At 59.5% G+C, this 19,125-nt stretch carries 18 protein-coding genes and 1 pseudogene; 8 read left to right on the plus strand and 11 right to left on the minus strand.

The genetic code is table 11. The annotated features are described in order from the left end of the window. Positions 1-8 precede the first annotated feature (8 nt). From ACYAS9_RS27625 to ACYAS9_RS27640, 4 genes are all read left to right on the plus strand, one after another. Positions 9-830 carry a CheR family methyltransferase gene (locus ACYAS9_RS27625; protein WP_463571631.1) on the plus strand — a complete coding sequence of 274 codons (822 nt, stop codon included), beginning with the start codon at positions 9-11 and terminating at the stop codon, positions 828-830. Next, positions 827-1,438: a chemotaxis protein CheB gene (locus ACYAS9_RS27630; RefSeq protein WP_463571632.1), complete on the plus strand. Its 612-nt coding sequence runs from the start codon at positions 827-829 to the stop codon at positions 1,436-1,438. The genes ACYAS9_RS27625 and ACYAS9_RS27630 overlap by 4 nt, the downstream gene beginning before the upstream one ends. Continuing rightward, positions 1,432-2,631: a hybrid sensor histidine kinase/response regulator gene (locus tag ACYAS9_RS27635; protein WP_463571634.1), complete on the plus strand. Its 1,200-nt coding sequence runs from the start codon at positions 1,432-1,434 to the stop codon at positions 2,629-2,631. Before ACYAS9_RS27630 ends, ACYAS9_RS27635 begins: the two co-directional genes overlap by 7 nt. A gap of 110 nt (positions 2,632-2,741) precedes the next feature. After that, complete coding sequence (locus tag ACYAS9_RS27640) at positions 2,742-3,119, plus strand: response regulator (RefSeq protein ID WP_459745694.1); 378 nt, start codon at positions 2,742-2,744, stop codon at positions 3,117-3,119. 9 nt (positions 3,120-3,128) lie between these two features. Here the strand turns inward: ACYAS9_RS27640 and ACYAS9_RS27645 are convergent, their stop codons facing one another. From ACYAS9_RS27645 to ACYAS9_RS27655, 3 genes and pseudogenes are all read right to left on the minus strand, one after another. Then, positions 3,129-5,153: a response regulator gene (locus tag ACYAS9_RS27645; protein ID WP_463571636.1), complete on the minus strand. Its 2,025-nt coding sequence runs from the start codon at positions 5,151-5,153 to the stop codon at positions 3,129-3,131. Beyond that, on the minus strand, positions 5,150-6,634 hold the full coding sequence (locus ACYAS9_RS27650) for an ATPase domain-containing protein (RefSeq protein ID WP_463571638.1): 1,485 nt from the start codon (positions 6,632-6,634) through the stop codon (positions 5,150-5,152). The genes ACYAS9_RS27645 and ACYAS9_RS27650 overlap by 4 nt, the downstream gene beginning before the upstream one ends. A 476-nt stretch (positions 6,635-7,110) precedes the next feature. Further along, positions 7,111-7,296 (minus strand): annotated as a pseudogene (locus tag ACYAS9_RS27655) (RHS repeat domain-containing protein); the annotation flags it as partial. A 105-nt stretch (positions 7,297-7,401) separates the two neighbouring features. On the opposite strand from ACYAS9_RS27655, the gene ACYAS9_RS27660 reads away from it, so the two are divergent. Both ACYAS9_RS27660 and nudC read left to right on the plus strand, forming a co-directional pair. Beyond that, positions 7,402-8,214 (plus strand): crotonase/enoyl-CoA hydratase family protein, encoded by an 813-nt coding sequence (locus ACYAS9_RS27660; protein WP_463571639.1) that lies wholly within the window; start codon positions 7,402-7,404, stop codon positions 8,212-8,214. A gap of 25 nt (positions 8,215-8,239) precedes the next feature. After that, a complete protein-coding gene (gene nudC, locus ACYAS9_RS27665; protein WP_463571640.1) occupies positions 8,240-9,085 on the plus strand; it encodes an NAD(+) diphosphatase in 846 nt (281 codons plus the stop codon). Here nudC and ACYAS9_RS27670 read toward each other — a convergent pair. From ACYAS9_RS27670 to ACYAS9_RS27685, 4 genes are all read right to left on the minus strand, one after another. Continuing rightward, complete coding sequence (locus tag ACYAS9_RS27670) at positions 9,038-9,817, minus strand: TSUP family transporter (protein ID WP_463571642.1); 780 nt, start codon at positions 9,815-9,817, stop codon at positions 9,038-9,040. The two genes, nudC and ACYAS9_RS27670, sit on opposite strands and share 48 nt — an antisense overlap. An 83-nt stretch (positions 9,818-9,900) precedes the next feature. Continuing rightward, entirely contained in the window at positions 9,901-11,049 is a 1,149-nt protein-coding gene (locus tag ACYAS9_RS27675; protein ID WP_463571643.1) for a Gfo/Idh/MocA family protein, read from the minus strand. A 92-nt stretch (positions 11,050-11,141) separates the two neighbouring features. After that, positions 11,142-11,909 (minus strand): SDR family oxidoreductase, encoded by a 768-nt coding sequence (locus tag ACYAS9_RS27680; RefSeq protein WP_463571644.1) that lies wholly within the window; start codon positions 11,907-11,909, stop codon positions 11,142-11,144. A gap of 79 nt (positions 11,910-11,988) precedes the next feature. Beyond that, positions 11,989-12,306 carry an SCP2 sterol-binding domain-containing protein gene (locus ACYAS9_RS27685; protein WP_463571646.1) on the minus strand — a complete coding sequence of 106 codons (318 nt, stop codon included), beginning with the start codon at positions 12,304-12,306 and terminating at the stop codon, positions 11,989-11,991. Positions 12,307-12,516: 210 nt separating this feature from the next. Between ACYAS9_RS27685 and sohB the strand changes: the two genes are divergently transcribed. Continuing rightward, positions 12,517-13,548, plus strand: coding sequence for a protease SohB (sohB, locus tag ACYAS9_RS27690; protein ID WP_463571648.1), 1,032 nt, complete (start codon positions 12,517-12,519; stop codon positions 13,546-13,548). Positions 13,549-13,843: 295 nt separating this feature from the next. Here the strand turns inward: sohB and ACYAS9_RS27695 are convergent, their stop codons facing one another. The 3 genes from ACYAS9_RS27695 to ACYAS9_RS27705 form a co-directional block, all read right to left on the minus strand. After that, entirely contained in the window at positions 13,844-14,869 is a 1,026-nt protein-coding gene (locus tag ACYAS9_RS27695) for an IS110 family RNA-guided transposase (protein WP_463571649.1), read from the minus strand. 123 nt (positions 14,870-14,992) lie between these two features. Further along, a complete protein-coding gene (locus tag ACYAS9_RS27700; RefSeq protein ID WP_463571651.1) occupies positions 14,993-15,487 on the minus strand; it encodes a DUF934 domain-containing protein in 495 nt (164 codons plus the stop codon). Further along, positions 15,471-17,129, minus strand: a complete 1,659-nt coding sequence (locus ACYAS9_RS27705; RefSeq protein WP_463571653.1) for a nitrite/sulfite reductase — start codon at positions 17,127-17,129, stop codon at positions 15,471-15,473. The genes ACYAS9_RS27700 and ACYAS9_RS27705 overlap by 17 nt, the downstream gene beginning before the upstream one ends. 613 nt (positions 17,130-17,742) lie before the next feature. On the opposite strand from ACYAS9_RS27705, the gene ACYAS9_RS27710 reads away from it, so the two are divergent. After that, positions 17,743-18,849 (plus strand): ABC transporter substrate-binding protein, encoded by a 1,107-nt coding sequence (locus ACYAS9_RS27710; RefSeq protein WP_463571654.1) that lies wholly within the window; start codon positions 17,743-17,745, stop codon positions 18,847-18,849. Here the strand turns inward: ACYAS9_RS27710 and ACYAS9_RS27715 are convergent. Next, positions 18,831-19,007 (minus strand): DUF2970 domain-containing protein, encoded by a 177-nt coding sequence (locus tag ACYAS9_RS27715; protein ID WP_463571705.1) that lies wholly within the window; start codon positions 19,005-19,007, stop codon positions 18,831-18,833. The genes ACYAS9_RS27710 and ACYAS9_RS27715 overlap by 19 nt on opposite strands. Positions 19,008-19,125: the final 118 nt, after the last annotated feature.

Here is a 19,125-nt window from a genome sequence, read left to right on the forward strand (position 1 = left end):
GTTCAAGCATGTCTTACGACAAGAATGCCGATATCGAGCTGCGCCTGTTGATCGAGGCGATCTATCTCAAATACAGCTACGATTTTCGTGATTATTCCGGCGCTTCGATCAAGCGCCGTGTGCAACACGCTTTGCGCCAGTTCGAGTGCAGCACCATCTCGGCCTTGCAGGAGCGGGTGTTGCACGACCCGGCAGCCTTCATGCAGTTGCTGCAATTGCTGACCATTCCGGTCAGCGAGATGTTTCGCGACCCGTCGCATTTTCTGGCGATCCGCCGCGAAGTGGTGCCGCTGCTGCGCACCTATCCATCCCTGAAGGTCTGGATCGCCGGGTGCAGCACCGGTGAAGAGGTGTATTCGACGGCCATTCTGTTGCGTGAAGAAGGCCTGCTGGAACGCACCATCATCTATGCCACCGACATCAATCCCAGCTCGCTGGAGAAAGCCAAGCAAGGCATCTTCTCGATGGACAGCGTGCATGGCTGGGCCGAGAATTACCGGCTGGCGGGCGGGCTGCGTGACTTTTCCGATTACTACACCTCGGGCTACGACTACGCGATTTTCGACAAGACCCTGCGTGAAACAGTGACCTTTGCCGATCACAGCCTGGCGACCGACAGTGTATTCTCCGAAACTCATTTGGTTTCTTGCCGTAACGTCCTGATTTATTTCAATAAAAAACTACAGGATCGCGCCTTTGGACTATTCCACGAGTCCCTCTGCCACCGGGGTTTCCTGGCCCTGGGCAGCAAGGAAACCCTGGATTTCTCCGGGTACAGCGATGCTTTCGAAACCCTGGTCAAGCCGGAACGGATCTACCGCAAGTTATGAACACATCCTTCGAGGCTCAAGCCGCCGGCGATTTGCCGGTGGTCGATGCAATCGTGATGGGCGCCTCGGCCGGTGGCGTAGAGGCTTTGCTGACCGTGCTGCGCAGCGTGCGGCCGGGTTTTACCCTGCCGATCCTGGCGGTGTTGCACCTGCCCGAAGAGCGCAACAGCCAGCTGGCGCAGGTCTTTCAGAATCGTTTGCCGATTCCGGTGCGTGAAGCCCGGGACAAGGAAACCATCAAGGCCGGCACGCTGTATTTTGCCCCGGCCGGTTATCACTTGTCGGTTGAAGACGACCTGAGCCTGTCGCTGAGCCAGGAAGATAAAGTGTTTCATTCGCGGCCCAGCATCGACATCCTTTTTGAATCGGCAGCCGATGCTTATGGCCCGCGACTCGCCGGGATGCTGCTGACCGGTGCCAACAATGACGGCGCCCGGGGGCTGGCGAAGATCAGGGTCGTGGGTGGCCTGACGGTCATCCAGGATCCGGAGACTGCGCTGGCACGCACCATGCCTGAAGCCGGGTTGAGCCTGCACACGCCCAATTACCTGTTGCCCTTGTCGGACATCGGTCCCTTGCTGGTCCAGCTGGAACGAATCGCATGCTAAGTAATACCCAGACAAAACTTCTGATCGTCGACGATCTGCCAGAGAACCTGCTGGCGCTTGAAGCCCTGATCAAACGCGAAGACCGCATTGTCTATAAGGCGCTGTCCGCCGATGAGGCCCTGTCGTTGCTGCTGCAGCACGAATTCGCCCTGGCCATGCTCGATGTGCAGATGCCCGGCATGAACGGCTTCGAGCTGGCCGAAATGATGCGCGGCACCGAGAAGACCAAAAACATTCCCATCGTCTTCGTCACCGCCGCCGGCCGCGAGCTGAACTACGCCTTCAAGGGCTATGAAAGCGGCGCGGTGGACTTTCTCTACAAGCCACTGGACATTCATGCGGTCAAGAGCAAGGTCAATGTCTTTGTCGAGCTGTACCGCCAGCGCAAGGCCGTGAAGTTGCAGGTCGAGGCGCTGGAGCAGAGTCGCCAGGAGCAGGAGCTTCTGCTCAATCGCCTGCAAGCCACCCAGGCCGAGCTGGAGCACGCGGTGCGCATGCGCGACGACTTCATGTCGATCGTCTCCCATGAGGTGCGTACACCGCTCAATGGCCTGATTCTGGAAACCCAGCTGCGCAAGCTGCACCTGGCCAAGAACAACGAAGCCGCGTTCAGCATGGAAAAGCTGCGCGGCATGGTCGAGCGCGACGAGCGGCAGATCCAGAGCCTGATCCGCTTGATCGAAGACATGCTCGATGTCTCGCGTATCCGCACCGGCAAACTGTCGATCCGTACCCATCCGTTCGACCTGTCGGAACTGGCCGGTCGGCTGCTGGAAAACTTCGCCGCACAGATTGCCGCCGCCAATTGCAGCGTTACCTTGAGCGCCGAGCAGCCGGTCATTGGTATCTGGGATGAGTTCCGCATCGAACAGGTGGTTGTCAACCTGTTGACCAACGCCCTGCGTTATGGCGCCGGCAAGCCGATTCATGTGCGGGTCTATGCCGACACTGAACAGCACCGGGCGCGCGTTGAAGTCGCCGATCAGGGCATTGGTATTTCCGAAGAGAACCAGAAGCGCATCTTTCAGCAGTTCGAGCGGGTCTCGGCTAACCATGCGGTCGCAGGACTGGGCCTGGGCCTGTTCATTTCAGAGCAGATCGTCATTGCCCATGGCGGCCGGATTCTGGTCGAAAGCGAAGAAGGCAAGGGCTCTACATTTACCGTGTGCCTGCCGTTGCAGACAACGGCATGAAGCTTTGCAAAATAAACCTCAATGATGTGCGAATTGTCTGACATTTCGCGCAACCTCCAGTGCGCACCGTGGTCGTATTGGCAGCTATTTGAACACTGAAGGCCGTTGCAATGAGCGCTGATGCCCAAGACGTTGTACTGATTGTCGAAGACGAACCCCTGATCATGATGCTCCTGGCCGACTATCTGTCGGGCGAGGGCTATCGTGTGTTGCAGGCCGAAAATGGTGAGCAGGCTTTTGAAATCCTCGCCACCCGGCCGCACCTGGACCTGATGATCACCGATTACCGGCTGCCCGGTGGCATCTCTGGCGTAATGATCGCCGAGCCCGCCGTGAAACTGCGTCCGGACCTGAAAGTGATCTTCATCAGTGGCTATCCGGCAGAGATCGTCGATTCCGGCAGCCCGATTACCTTGAAGGCTCCGATTCTGGCCAAGCCGTTCACCATGGAAACCTTGCACGCGCAGATCGAGCACTTGCTGGCCTGACCGCAAGGGTCAGGCCTCGATCATCTCGCGTACTTTCGAGGTGAGGTGATCGAACGCGAAGGGCTTGGTGATCATCTGCATGTCGTTGCCGAGGAAGTCGGCACGCACCGCGGCATGCTCGGCGTAACCGGTGATGAACAGCACTTTGAGGCCGGGACGCAATTGCCGGGCTATTTCGGCCAGTTGCCGGCCGTTCATGCCGGGTAATCCCACATCGCTGATCAGCAGATCGATGCGCGTCTGCGACTCGAGCACCGGCATCGCACTTTGTGCGTCGGCGGCTTCGATAAAGGCATAACCCAGCTCGCTGAGCACTTCACTGACCAGTGTTCTTACTGCTGGATCGTCTTCCACAATCAACACGGTTTCGCCGGCCTTGGCGTAGGTGGCGTTGCTTTGAAATGCCAGTTGATCGTCTTCCAGAACACCCTTGTGGCGCGGCAGGTACAGCTTGACGGTGGTGCCGTGACCCACTTCGCTTTCAATCAGCACATGCCCGCGTGATTGCTTGCTGAAACCGTAGATCATCGACAAGCCAAGGCCGGTGCCCTGGCCGATCGGCTTGGTGGTGAAGAACGGATCAAAAGCGCGGCTGACCACGTTTTCGGGCATGCCGCAGCCGGTGTCGCTGACACTGAGCAGCACATAATCGCCAGGCAGCAGGTTTTCGTAGGCGTCGGTAAAGCTGCTTTCAAGCCGCTCGTTGCGGGTCTCTACCTGCAGCAGTCCACCGTCGGGCATGGCATCGCGGGCATTGAGCACCAGATTAAGCAGGGCGCTTTCCAGCTGGTTGGGGTCGGCTTCTGCGGTCCACAACTGCGTGTCCAGTTGCATGTCCAGATGAATGCTTTCATTCAGGCTGCGCAGAATCAACTCGTCCATGGCCTTGACCAGGTGGTTGATTTCCACCGGCCTGGAATCCAGCGACTGGCGTCTGGAAAACGCCAGCAGACGATGGGTGAGGGCGGCGGCGCGGTTGGCCGAAGTCACGCCAAGGTCGATCAGATTATCCAGATCATCTACCCGCCCGCGCGCAATGCGCCGGCGCATCAGCTCCAGGCTGCCGATGATGCCGGTCAGCATATTGTTGAAGTCGTGCGCGATACCGCCGGTGAGTTGCCCCACCGCTTCCATCTTCTGCGACTGGCGCAACGCTTCCTCGTTGTGGCGCAGTTGCGAGGTGCGCTCTTCAACCTGTTGCTCAAGGGTTTCGTTGAGCCGGCGCAACTCGGCTTCGCCTTGCTTGCGCTCGCTGATATCGGAAGTGACCCCGACCAGCGCAATCACCTGGCCGCTTTTGCCATAGATGGCCCGCGCACGAACATCGACCCAGTTGAGCGAACCGTCCGGCCACAGGTTGCGGTATTCGATAATGAAGTCGACCCCCGTATCCAGGCTGCGCTGCAAGGCTGACTGCATGCGCGGCTGATCGGCGGCATACACCGAGTCCAGCCAGGCCTGATAGTCAAACGCGGCATCCTCGGCAAGCCCGTAGTGGGCCTTGCTGATGGCTGAGCAGGTGAGGGTGAGAAATTCGGCTTCCAGTTGCCAGGAACCCAGGCGTCCAGCGGTTAGGGCATTCTGCAAGCGCCTTTCGCCTTCAAGCAGATCCTCCATGCGCGCCCGGGCTTCGTATTGACGACGCCGGCCGCGCACAGCGGTGGTCACCAGCGTGACCAGCGTCATCGGATGAAAAGGCCGCTCCAGAAACGTCACGTTGCCGAGCAATGTGCCCAGGCGCGTCGAAGGGTTCTGGTCAGGGCCGCCATGCCGGGTCAGTAACACCACCGGCAAATCGGACCACGCCGGCTGGCTGGCCAGCAGTTTGAGCAAAGGGTTAAAGTCCACACCCCGCAAGGCTTCGTCGGCGATGATTGCCAGCCCCGCGCCGATACTCAACTCCTTGACCAGCTCGGCTGTATCGTTGGCGATCTTCGTGCGCAAACCGGCTTCGTTGAGAATCGCCGCCGCGATCTGGCTGTCGCGGCCGTTGGGGGCCAGGATGATTGCCCGTTCTGAAAACGCTGGAGTCACTTTTCATCATCCTGCAGCAGTGGCTGCCCATCGCCTCGATAGCTGGGTACGCCACGCAACACACCCTGAAACTCATGCAGGGGCGCGCCGATGCGCAGGCCTTTGTTACTGATGCGGTATTCACGGATGGTGGTTTCGTGCGCGCCGGTGCGCTTCTTGATCACCGAAACAGCCCGGCGCACCTTGCCCAGCGCCTCGAAATAGCGCAGCAGAACCACCGTATCGGCCAGGTAGGTAATGTCTACCGGCGCACGCATATCACCGACCAGGCCATGTTGGGCCACGGTCATGAACGTCGAAGCGCCCTGGCGATTGAGGTACAGCAACAGTTCATGCATGTGCAGCACCAGAGCATTCTCTTCCGGCATTGCAGCCTGATAACCGTTAAGGCTGTCGATGATCACCGTTTTGATCTGCTGTTCATCCACATAACGGCGCACGCGATGAGAAAACTCACCCGGCGACAGCTCGGCAGCGTCGACCTGCTCGACCCACAACTTGCCACTGTCCTGATACGCCTGCAGATCAATGCCTATGCTGAGCATACGGTCGTACAGCAAGCCCAGTTCTTCATCGAAAACAAACAGCCCGACCCGCTCGCCACGGGCCATGGCCTGCACAGCGAATATCAGCGAAATCAGCGATTTACCCGTACCCGCCGGGCCGAGAATCAACGTGCTGGAGCCACTGTCGACGCCGCCGCCCAACAAGCCATCAAGCTCGGGAATGCCGCTGCTGTACTGGCGCCGTTCATACTGATTGCGGTGCTCCGCTGCCACCAGGCGCGGGAACACCTGCACGCCGCCTTCCTGGATGGTGAAGTCATGAAAGCCGCCACGGTACTTCTGGCCACGGTACTTGATGATCTTCAAGCGCCTGCGTTCGCCGCCATAGTTGGGCGTCAGCTCCTGCAAGCGGATCACACCATGGGCAACGCTGTGCACGGTCTTGTCCAGCGTATCGGTGGTCAGGTCGTCGAGCAGCAGCACAGTCGTATCAAAGCGGGCGAAGTAATGCTTCATCGCCAGAACCTGCCGGCGATAGCGCAAGGAACTCTGTGCCAGCAAACGAATTTCAGAAAGGCTGTCGATCACCACCCGCGTCGGCTGGGTGCGCTCGACGGCTTCAAACAGCTTGGCAATGGTTTCGCCCAGTTCCAGATCAGAGGAATACAGCAGGCTCTGCTGTTGCTCGGCACTGAGCAGGCTTTCTGGTGGGGTCAACTCGAAGATATGAATGTTCTCCCCCAGCTCCCAGCCATGCGAGCGCGCACTGTCACGCAACTCACGCTCGGTCTCCGACAGGGTGATGTACAGCGTTGTCTCACCGGCCGCAGCGCCGGTCAGCAAAAACTTCAGCGCCACGGTGGTCTTGCCTGTACCAGGCTCACCTTCGACCAGAAACACATGACCACGGGAAAGCCCGCCCGTCAGGATGTCGTCCAGCCCGTCAATACCGGTTGCCGCTTTGGATGTACTCAATGAAAACCCTCGATGTCGGAAAACAGGACACCGACCCGGCCTCCCGGCCAGTCGTCGTATCGCATTGATGCTAGACAGCGGCGGGTGGGTGGGGGTTCAGAGTTTTTGCGGGGTGCGGGATGCGAGTGGTTGGTCAGGGCCTGCGACTTGATTTGTTGCAAAACTGAATACCACGATGCAGCTCCTTCGAGCCGCTACCATTCATCCTGATTTTCTGATTTTGCCTTTTCTATATCTTCTTTCCATACGTTCATCGCGATTCTATAAATGTCCTCGAAGAAGCCTCTTGGGTCGTCTATCTCATGCGATTCCCATGCTGCACTTGTGTAGTCGTCATCGTCGTCATTATCAAATAGCGCGGAGAAATCGAAATACTTGTTGTGCAGTGTGTTTTCAAGCTTTTTTAATAGCATGTATCTATGTCTGTGAGTTTGTGTGGGCTTTTTTCTGACAATTAGGTCTTTATGATTGTCTCTCAGGTAGCGATCGTTACGCGGATTGTAGTACCGGTGGCGTTTGCAGTGCAGGCCGGTTTCGGCGTCGAAGTACGGGCCCTGAAAACGCAGCGGGTTGTCGATTTTTGCTATGTCTTGTATCGCCACGCTGCCATAGGCGCGCAAGCGGGCGGACCAGAGCAGTTCGCCATAGGCGTCGGTAATGTCTAGCTATCTGGCCGGTCCGGCAAATGGCACTTGCGCCGCCTTACGACGCTTCTCTCAGGCTTGTTATAGTCTGGCGCTCAGCCCCGAACGCAAAAGGAACCTGCCGTGTCCGACTACCACGCTTTTATCGTCCAGTTGCATGAGCAGGTCGCTCATGTGCAGATCAATCGCCCGGACAAGGCCAACGCCATGAATACGGCGTTCTGGCACGAAATAATCGATATCTTCCGTTGGATCGACGAGCACGATGAGGTGCGCGCCGTGGTGCTCAGCGGTGCGGGCAAGCATTTTTCTGCGGGTATCGATCTGGCGTTGCTGGGGGCGGTGGCCAGTGAGCTGGGACCCGATGCCGGGCGCAATGCGCGCTTGTTGCGGCGCAAGATCGAGCAGTTGCAGGCATCGTTCAACGCCGTGGCGCAGTGCCGCAAGCCAGTGCTGGCCGCGATTCAAGGCTATTGCCTGGGCGCCGGAGTCGATCTGGTTGCCGCCTGCGATATGCGTTACGCCGCCCGGGATGCGCAGTTTGCAATTCGTGAGATCGACATGGGCATGGCCGCCGATGTCGGCACCCTGCAACGCTTGCCGCGCATCATCGGTGATGGCATGTTGCGTGAACTGGCCTACACCGGGCGCAGCGTCGATGCCAATGAGGCCGAGCGCATCGGCCTGGTCAACCGGGTCTACGACGACAGTACCCAATTGCTCGAGGCGGTACTGACCCTGGCCCGACAGATTGCACAAAAATCGCCGATTGCTGTTGAAGGCACCAAGCGGATGATCGACTACATGCGCGACCATCGGATTGCTGACGGCCTGGAACACGTTGCTATCTGGAACGCGTCCATGCTGCAATCAGCCGACCTCAAGCTGGCCATGATGGCGCAGATGAGCAAGCAGCAACCGGTGTTCGACGATTGAACATGGCGCATAAAGGAGTTTTTCGATGACACCCCGTTGGACCACTGCCGTACTGGACCCTCAAGTCACGGGCGGGCGTGCCGTCGTGCATAGCCCTCAAGGCTTTCTGCTGGGCGAGGAGGGCGTGCTGTTTTCCAGGCAATGGCTGGCCAGCCTGGATCTGCCGTTGCTGGGCGAACACGGTATTGGTCATTTCGACGGCGAGCCGGTGTATGTCTGGGTGCTGCAGCGTGATGTAGAGGTTGAAGGCCTTGCCTGGCAGGGTTTGCGTCAGTTCATGCTGCAAGGCGACTATGCCGTTTACCAGAAACTGGGTTATGCCGCGCAGATCGCCACCTGGGCGCGCGAGCACCGTTTCTGTGGGGCGTGCGGCCAGCCGACGGTGCAGGTCACCGGCGAGCGGGCGATGTACTGCAGCGATGACAACCTGCGTTTTTATCCGCGTATCTCCCCGAGCATGATCGTGCTGATCACCCGTGGCGATGAGGTATTACTGGCCCGTTCGCCGCGCTTCGTGCCCGGCGTGTACAGCACGCTGGCAGGGTTTGCCGAGCCCGGCGAATCTGCCGAAGATTGCGTGCGCCGCGAGGTGATGGAAGAGGTGCAGGTGCGCATCCGTAATATCCAGTACGTGGGCAGCCAGTGCTGGCCGTTCCCGCACTCGATGATGCTGGGCTTTCATGCCGAATACGAAAGCGGCGACATTGTCCCACAGGCCGATGAAATCGAGGATGCACGCTGGTTCAGCATCCACGATATGCCGCCGCTGCCGGCCAGCCGCTCGATTGCCCGGCACTTGATCGAGCTGTATCTGGCGCGCCGCTCAGGCGCCCCCGAACCAGTGCTGCCAGGCCAGGCGCACGGTGAGTAGCAGCACCATGGTGATGAACACCGGGCGGATGAATTTGGCGCCGCCCTTGATCGCAGTGCCGGCGCCGAAATAGGCGCCGAGCATCACCGCCAGGCCCATGCTGACGCCAATCAGCACATCGACCTGACCCGAGAACGCAAACACCGACAGCGCGGCGGCATTGCTGACAAAGTTCATGCTGCGTGCCACGCCGCTGGCCTTGACCAGATCGACCGGGTAGAGCAGCAGGGTGCTGACGGTCCAGAAAGCGCCGGTGCCGGGGCCGGCCACACCGTCATAGAAACCCAGCCCGAACCCTTGCGGCAATTGCCGGCCTTTCTTGATCGGTGCATCGCTGTTCAGCGGTGCCTTGGGGGTGCCGCCGAACAGCAGGTAAATGCCGCACGCGAACACGATGACCGGCAACATCTGGTTGATCCACTCGGCCGGCAGGTAATGGGCAATGATGGCGCCGATCAGGGCGCCCGCCGCGGTGCTGAACAGTGCCAGCTTCCATTGCCGTGGGTCGAACAGCTTGCGTCGGTAATAGGTAAAACTGGCGGTGGCCGAGCCAAAGGTGGCGCAGAGTTTGTTGGTGCCCAGCACCAGGTGCGGCGGCAGGCCGGCGGTCATCAGCGCGGGCGTGGTGAGCAGCCCGCCACCGCCGGCAATGGCGTCGATAAAGCCGGCCACAAAGGCGACGACCGCAAGAATGGCAAGGGTGGTGGGTTCGACACTGAGTTCAAAAAACATGACGGCAGACTTGTTCGGCAGGGGGGCAGAATGGCTGCCCGAAGGCGGCGCATTCTACGCCGATCAACGCTGTCTGTCAGACATCAGATTTCCCCCAGCGCCACCCAGCGCTGCTCACTGGCGGCGAGTCGAATCGCGCTGGCCAGCCGCTCGACCTGCCAGGCCTCGGTAAAGTCCGGGCCCTGTTGCCCAACGCCTGCTACCGCCAGAATCAGGTCGCGGACCTCCAGTGCCTTGAGCTCGTTGTAACCCAGTTGATGCCCCGGTGCCGGGCAAAACGCAGCGTAACCGGCCTGGGCAGGACCCGCCAGAATCCGTTGAAAGCCATCGCGCCCCGGATTGCCGCTGCGATACAGGCGCAGTTCGTTTAGTCGCTCCTGATCGAAGGCCAGGGTGCCGCGGGTGCCGCTGATCTCGAAGCTCAGGTGATTCTTGTAGCCGTGCTTGAGCCAGCTGGTGCTGACGGTGCCGCGCGCGCCGCTGGCGAAACGCAGCAGGGCATGGGTCTGGTCGTCGACGGCAATGGCACGCAGTTCCCGACTGCCGGCGCTGGCCGGGCGTTTGGCGTGCACTGTACTGGAGTCGGCGCATACCGCCTCGATATCGCCGAGCAGATAGCGGGCCATCGCCAGTAAATGGCTGCCCAGATCGGCCAAAGCGCCGCCGGCATGTGCCGCTTCACAACGCCACGACCAGGGTGAGCGGGCATCGCCCATGAAGTCTTCGCAGAACTCGCCCTGAAAGCTGATGATGTCGCCCAGCTCGCCGCTCTGGATCATCTCGCGCGCCAGACCGATCATGGGGTTGTGCTGGTAGTTGTAACCGACCTGGGTCACCACGTTCGCTACCTTGGCGGCCAGATGCATCTCAGTGGCCTGCGCAAGGCTGACGGCCAAAGGTTTTTCGCAGTACACCGCCTTGCCGGCGGCAATGGCCGCCATGGCCATCGGAAAGTGCAAATGGTTGGGCGTGGTGATCGCCACGATGTCAACGTCAGGATCCTGCACCAGTTGCTGCCAGTCGCTGTGGCTATGATCGAAACCCCAGGCCTGGGCGCATTGTTCGGCGCGTGCGCTGTCGGCATCGGCCAGGGCCGCCAGGCGAATCCGCACCGGCAGATCCAGCGCCGCTCGAGCGCTGTGGAAGGCTAGCGCATGGGCGCGGCCCATGAACCCGGTGCCGATCAGACCGATACCCAGCTCAGCCTGACCGGTGGGGGAAGTTTTCTGCATGACACTCTCCTGACAGGAAATGTTGTTGTGCAGAAAATATATTCCAAAAATTAAAATACTGGAAATTTAATTCTTAATTGAGTGACTTTCTCTCAGGACAGAAAGCCGCCATCGACATTCAGGATCGCGCCGGTGGTATAGCTCGACGCCGCGCTGGCCAGGTACAGCACCGCGCCGGCCATCTCTTCAGGGGCAGCAACACGCTTGAGAGGAATACGCGCCAGTGCGGTTTTCAGAATGTTCGGGTCGTTGACCAGTGCCGAGGCAAAGCGGGTATCGGTGAGCCCTGGCAACAGGGCGTTGCAGCGAATACCGAACGGCGCGCACTCCTTGGCAAAGGCCTTGGTCATGTTGATCACAGCGGCTTTGGTCACCGAATAAATGCCCTGGAACTCACCGGGTGAGACGCCATTGATCGAGGCGACGTTGATGATGCTGCCGCCGCCGTGCTCGCGCATCAGTCGGCCTGCCTGCACGGACATGAAGAAATAGCCGCGAATGTTTACATCGACGGTCTTCTGGAAGGCGCCGGGGTCGGTGTCCAGAATGTGGCAAAACTGCGGATTGGTGGCCGCGTTGTTGACCAGAATGTCCAGCCGGCCAAAACGTTCGCGAACCTGCGCAAAGACCTGCTCGATCTGCGCGGTCTCGCCGATATGGCAGGCCAGCGCCGTGGCCTGGCCGCCGTCTGCGACGATGCTGTCGGCGACCTGCTGGCAGGCCGCAAGCTTGCGGCTGGAGACAATCACATGCGCGCCCTGGCTGGCCAGCAGTCGGGCGATGGCCTCGCCAATCCCGCGGCTGGCGCCGGAAACCAGGGCAATCTTGCCGTCGAGGTCGAACAGAGTGGTTTTGCTCATGATGGCTCCTTCATGCGGACGAAAAAAAACCGAAGCACGCAGGCTTCGGTTTTTTGCTTGGGCAGGCCAGGTATCAGGCTCAGACCGGGAACAGCTCGCTCAGTTTCAGCGCCAGCATCATGTCGCCCTCTGTGCGCAGCTTGCCGCCCATGAAGGCCTGCATGCCGTCGGTTTCGCCGCTGACGATGCCCTTGAGGGTTTCGCTGTCCATGACCAGAGTGACGTTGGCGTCCGGGTTCTCGCCTTCCTGCAACTGGCAGGTGCCGTCCTTGACGATCAGCGCGTAGTGCTTGTCTTCGTCGGTGATATTGAAGCCGAACACCAGATCCAGGCCGGCAGCGGCGGCAGGATTGAATTTGGCTTGCATGGTTTGGACTGCATCGGCTACTGAAGTCATGGTTCGGTCCTTATGAATGAGTGTCTGCGTGCGCAGCTGCTGGCGAGGTTATGAGGATGCCAGGAGCCTGTCAACCGTAAATCATACGTGTGTTTGAATTAGCTGTTTAAACCCGCTCGACACGCTGTGCGCTGGTGATCGGCCGACCTGCTCGGTATGCTTGGCCATCGCGTCCTCGGCTGAAGGGCGCCGGGCAATCAAGGAGTATCCGTGGATTTTGTTGCTGATTACTTAGGCTTTCTGGCCAAGACCGTCACGCTGGTGGTCGCCATTGTGGTCGTGCTGGTCGCCATCGCTTCGCTGCGCAGCAAGGGCCGGGCCCGCACTGCAGGGCAATTGCAGGTCACCCGGCTCAACGACTTCTATAAAGGCCTGCGCGAGCGCCTTGAGGGTTCGTTGCTCGACAAGTCGCGCCTGAAGGCCTTGCGCAAAGAGCAGGCCAAGGCGCAGAAGAAAGACAAGAAGCAGGCCCAGGCCGAACCGAAGGCGCGGGTCTATGTGCTGGACTTCAATGGTGATATCAAGGCCTCGGCCACCGAGAGCCTGCGTCACGAAATCACCGCGTTGCTGACCCTGGCCACCGACAAGGACGAAGTGGTCCTGCGTCTGGAAAGCGGCGGCGGCCTGGTGCACAGCTATGGCCTGGCCTCTTCGCAACTGGCGCGCATTCGTCAGGCTGGCATCCCGCTGACCGTGTGCATCGACAAGGTGGCGGCCAGCGGCGGCTACATGATGGCGTGCATCGGCGACCGCATCATCAGCGCACCGTTTGCGATACTCGGCTCGATTGGCGTGGTGGCGCAGTTGCCCAACGTCAACCGTTTGCTCAAGAAGCACGACATCGATTTCGAAGTGCTGACCGCAGGCGAGTACAAGCGTACCCTGACCGTGTTTGGCGAAAACACCCAGAAGGGCCGGGAGAAATTCCAGCAGGATCTCGAAATCACCCACGACCTGTTCAAGGGCTTTGTGGCCAGCTACCGGCCGCAGTTGAGCATCGACGAAGTGGCCACCGGCGAAGTCTGGCTGGGCATGGCGGCACTCGACAAGCAACTGGTCGACGAGCTCAAGACCAGCGATGAATACCTGTCGGACAAGGCCAAAAGCGCCGATGTATTCCACTTGCACTATGCCCAGCGCAAAAGCCTGCAGGAGCGCGTCGGCATGGCTGCTGCCGCCTCGGTCGACAGCGTGGCGATCAAATGGTGGAGCCGCCTGACCCAGCAACGCTTCTGGTCGTAACAGGTATCGCGACACAACGGCTCCAGCGCCTATAAAAATCTATGGTCACCCCCATTTTTGCAATACTGATTAACGGGTGGTGTGGTTGGCTTGCTTAAATCTATCCGGCGTCTGTTTGGGGCATGCCCCAGCGCCACGATGAGAGTCGCGCCTGACGATCCTTAAAAAGCCCTCGGCTTCTGAAGCCGATTTTTATGTCAGGATCTTCGCCAGGCCGGTGTGCCGTTCACATCATCTGTTGTTCAGCTATCGCAAAACCTGAAGGGTGAATCGTGGTACTGCAACAACCGCAGGGTCAGGCGCTCAAGGCGTCTGGCCCTGCTTCATATTGCGTATGGTGGGCGGCTATCGCCCAGGCGATACGCGCCAGTTTGTTAGCCAGGGCACAGGCCACGACATTTGAGTGTCGTCGACTCAGCAATGAGCGCACCCAATCGGCCAAGGCTCCTTTTTGGCGCTCCAGATTCTGCATATAGACCCTGGAACATTGCACCAGCAGTTGTCGCAGGTGCTTGTCGCCACGCTTGCTGATCCCCAGCAAATTAGCCTTGCCGCCCGTGCTGTACTGTCTTGGTACCAAGCCCACTGAGGCGGCAAAGTCCCGACTGCATCGATACTGCTTGCCATCGCCCATCTCCACAGCCAGCAGGCTGGCGGTGATCGGGCCGACACAGGGCAGGCTCAGCAAACGACTACCCAGATCATCGTCGGCCAGTTGGCCCGCAAGCTCTTTGTCCAGGACCTTGATCTGCTCATCCAGATAGGCAAAGTGATCGTGCAGGCGTTGCAACAATGCCGTCAGCCGAGCGGGTAATTCATGCTCGGCCAGGACGTTCGCCAAACGCTTCATGATGGCCAGTCCCTTGGGCAGACTGATCCCGAATTCCAGCAGGAATCCGTGCATCTGATTAGCCGTTTTGGTGCGGTCATGTACCAGCGATTCGCGCATACGGTGTAGTACAGACAAGGTTTGCCGGGACTCGGTCTTGGGCGCAACGAAGCGCATGGATGGGCGCGAAGCGGCTTCGCAGATTGCCTCAGCGTCGACAAAGTCGTTTTTGTTGCCTTTGACGAAAGGCTTAACGAACTGCGGGGAAATGAGCTTGGCCGTGTGCCCCATTGCCGCCAACTGACGAGCAACATAGTGCGATCCCGCACAGGCTTCCATCACCACGACACAGCTCGGCACATTGCCGAAAAACTGCATCATCTGCGCACGTGAGCATTTTTTGCGAAATACCTCACGGCCCGACTTATCCTGGCCGTGAAGGTGGAAAGTATGTTTGCCGAGATCGATACCGATCAGCGCTGACTCGCTCATGATGATGGCCTCCGAAAACAAAACACCCTGTGAAAGCGTAGCCCTCACAGGGTGTTGGGGGTGACCATCTCATTAAGCCCGGTCTCCTCACAGAGAACCGGGCTTTTTTACATCAGGCGCCTGTCAGCGGCGACGGAACAGCGGCAGCGGTTCGTCGGTGGCAGCCTGGTAGGTCACGGAAAAGTCTTTCAGGCTTTCCAGTGCGTCATACGGGTCTTTGTCGGCGCGAATGGCGAAGGCATCGAAACCGCAGCGGCGCAGATAGAACAACTGGTCGCGCAACACATCGCCAATGGCGCGCAGCTCGCCTTTGTAGCCATAGCGGTCACGCAGCAGGCGGGCGTTGGAATAGCTGCGGCCGTCGGTGAAGGCCGGGAAGTTCAGGGCAATGACCTGGAACTGATTAACGTCTTCACCGATTTCTTCGGCTTCTTCATCGCTGTCCAGCCACACGCCCAGGCCGCCATCGCGGGCCTTGAGGGCATGGCCGTGCTCGCGCCACAGCGCCAGCGGTACGATCAGGTCGTCGCAGTTGGACAGGCTGTCGAAGGTCGTGTCCTTGGGCAGCAAGTGCCAGGTTTCATCGATGACTTCGTTGTTCTTAATGATTCGCTGCATAGACGCGCTCCTTGAAAGGGTCGATGCCAATACGTTGGTAGGTGTCGATGAAGCGCTCGTCTTCGGTACGTTTTTCAATGTACACGTTGATCAGCTTCTCGATCACATCCGGCATCGCCTCCTGGGCGAAGGACGGGCCGAGGATCTTGCCCAGGGTCGCGTCACGGTTGGCGCTGCCACCCAGCGACACCTGGTAGAACTCGGCGCCTTTCTTGTCCACGCCCAGAATGCCGATATGGCCGACATGGTGGTGACCGCAGGCGTTCATGCAACCGGAAATGTTCAGGTCCAGTTCGCCGATATCGAACAGGTAATCCAGATCGTCGAAACGACGCTGGATCGACTCGGCAATCGGGATCGACTTGGCGTTGGCCAGCGAGCAGAAATCGCCGCCAGGGCAGCAGATGATGTCGGTCAGCAGGCCGATGTTCGGCGTTGCAAAACCGTTCTCGCGCAGTTCGCCCCACAGCTCGAACAGGCGCGATTGCTCGACATCGGCGAGGATCACGTTCTGCTCGTGGGAGGTGCGCAGTTGACCGAAGCTGTAGCGATCGGCCAGGTCGGCGATGGCATCGAGCTGTTTGTCGGTCGCATCGCCCGGCGCCACGCCGGTCGGCTTCAGCGACAGGGTCACGGCGATATAGCCCGGCTTCTTGTGTGCGGTGATGTTGCGCTGGCGCCAGCGGGCAAAGCCTGGGTGCTCGGCGTCTAGAGCGGCAAGTTCCGCGTCCTGGTTGGTCAGCGTCTTGTACTCGGGATCAACGAAGTGCTTGGCCACGCGCTGCAGTTCGGCTTCGGTCAGGGTGGTCGAGCCACCACGCAGGTGAGCCATTTCGGCTTCGACCTTCTCGGCGAAAACCTCAGGCGTCAGGGCCTTGACCAGAATCTTGATGCGCGCCTTGTACTTGTTGTCACGACGGCCATAGCGGTTGTAGACACGCAGAATGGCATCGAGATAGCTCAACAGGTCCTGCCATGGCAGGAACTCATTGATGAAGGCGCCGACCACCGGAGTACGTCCCAGACCGCCACCGACCAGTACCCGGAAGCCCAGCTCGCCGGCGTCGTTCAGGACCGGCTCCAGGCCGATGTCATGAACTTCGATGGCGACACGGTCACTGGCCGAGCCATTGACAGCGATCTTGAACTTGCGCGGCAGATAGGCGAATTCAGGGTGGAAGGTGGTCCACTGACGGATGATTTCACACCATGGGCGCGGGTCGACCACCTCATCGGCGGCCACGCCGGCGAACTGGTCGGTGGTGACGTTGCGCAGGCAGTTGCCGCTGGTCTGGATCGCGTGCATCTGCACGGTGGCCAGTTCTGCCAGGATGTCCGGCACGTCTTCCAGCGCCGGCCAGTTGAACTGCACGTTCTGCCGGGTGCTGATGTGCGCGTAGCCCTTGTCGTAATCGCGGGCAATCTTGGCCATCATGCGCATCTGTCGCGACGTCAGCTGGCCATAAGGCACGGCCACGCGCAGCATGGGCGCGAAACGCTGGACATACAGACCGTTTTGCAGGCGCAGCGGTCGGAACTCTTCCTCGCTCAGTTCCCCTGCCAGGTAGCGTCGGGTCTGATCCCGGAACTGCCTTACGCGGTCCTCGATGATCTGCTGATCGTATTCGTCGTATACGTACATATAAGTCCTGTTCTCAGGCTTCGGCGATGATGTCAGGCGGCCTGGTTCGCCACGTTCGTGGAGTAACCGGGTAACCGGGGCAACACCATCTGGACAATTCTGCGCGCACGGTCGCGCACTCCCTGCGGAGCGGTGGCGAAGATACCAGCTTGCCGTTATCGGTAAAAGTGATGTTTATATATATGCAAATCGCTAAAAGCGATAAAGGCGGGTGCCTCTGTCCATGTCCACACTTGAAGTATGGTCAAGGCTCGTCTTTACTGGGTGAAACCGTGAGTTTCGATGTGCAATCAGCCATAAAACCGACAAGAGGCGATGCAATGCGTAATCACCCGAAAAGCGCCAGTTCCGACAGTGCCGTAGACGCCTGGGCCATATTCTTTCTGATTCTGCTGGTGGTGGGGGCTGCGGTGTTCTGGGTCAGCGGCCAATAACGGCGCCTTCACAAAAACGCACCTTATATAAGGCAATACAGGCCTCCAGTTTTATCCGAGTGCGGCCGATACCCTTGAAGCTATGCAGGTACGAAGCGGGCGAGCACCCTTGGCAAGTATTCAAGTGATACGTAACCAGGTGGCAGGCAATCAAGTAAGCGCTCAAGGCTTCGGATGACATGACGGATAGGTTTACCAGATTACTGGCAGTTGTTTGCGCACTATGGTGCGGCTCTGGTGGAGCCGCCTCGGTGGTCTTTCTGAGTCCGGGACCTGCGTCCGACGGCTACTGGAACAGTTACGCCATTGTCTTGCAGGCGGCCGCCCAGGCCACGGGCATGCAACTGACCGTGGAATTTTCCGATCGCGATACCCGAACCCAGGTCGAGTTGGCCCGCAAGACCCTCAAGGGCGATACCCGGCCTGACTACCTGTTGTTCTCCAACGAACTCAACGTCGCCCCCGAAATCCTGCGCCTGTCTGAAGGCAGCGGGGTCAAATTGTTTGCGGTCAATAACACCCTCACCGCCGATCAGGTGCGGATTCTCGGTGATCTGTCGGCGCGGTATCCGAACCTGCTGGGCAGCCTGATCGGCAATGACGAGGAGGGCGGCTATCAGACGGCCAAGCGCTTGATCCGCCTGCATCCAGCGGTCGAGCCCGGTCAGTTCATCGACATGCTGGCGTTCTCCGGTACCAGCGCCACGCCGGTGTCGCTGCAACGCGAAAAAGGCATGCGCCGCGCCGTGGCCGAGCATCCCGAGGTGCGTCTGCGCCAGGTGGTACTCGGTGTCTGGCGTCGTGACCGGGCGCTGGAGCAGGCACGCACATTGCTCAAGCGCTACCCGGACATTTCCCTGATCTGGTCAGCCAACGAGCAAATGGCCTACGGCGCGATGGATGCCCTGACTGAAATCGGTGGTGTGCCAGGCAAAGACGTTTTATTCAGTGCGATCAATGGCACTGCGACTTCGTTGCAGGCGCAGCTGGATGGGCGTTTGAGTGTTGTGGCCAGTGGTCATTTCACCTTGGGCGGCTGGGCGCTGGTGCTGCTCAACGAGTATGACCAGGGCAAGATTGGCCATGACGGACCAACGCCGCTGGGCAACCGACAGATTCGCGTGTTGCAGCTGGTCGAGCCTGAAGAGACCCTGCGATTTCTGCAAGCGGCGCGCGTCGAGCGCTATCAGGTCGACACGCAGGCCTTCCAGAAGCTGGACACTGCCGGGGATTCACCCTTTGCCCTGCGCCATCTGCTGCCAGCGCCTCAAGCCACCAGGCAATAGAGCACCAGGCGTACGATCAGCAGCAGGCTCAGCACCAGCACCAACATAAGACCGACTCCCAGCACGATAAAGTGCCAGGGCTTGTCGTGGTTGAAGTCACGCTGGCGGTTCTTGTTGCTCTGCACGCCAAGCGCCGCCGCGGCCACACTGCGCAGCATCTGCCAGAACGTCGGCGGCTTAAGTGTTTCGGGCTTACGTTTTTCAGGCTTGGGTTTTTCGAGGGGATCGTTCACGGGCCTGCCCTGCGCACGCATGTGTCATGCAGGGTAGTCCCAT

The sequence above is a fragment of the Pseudomonas sp. HP_08 genome (genome assembly GCF_055284095.1).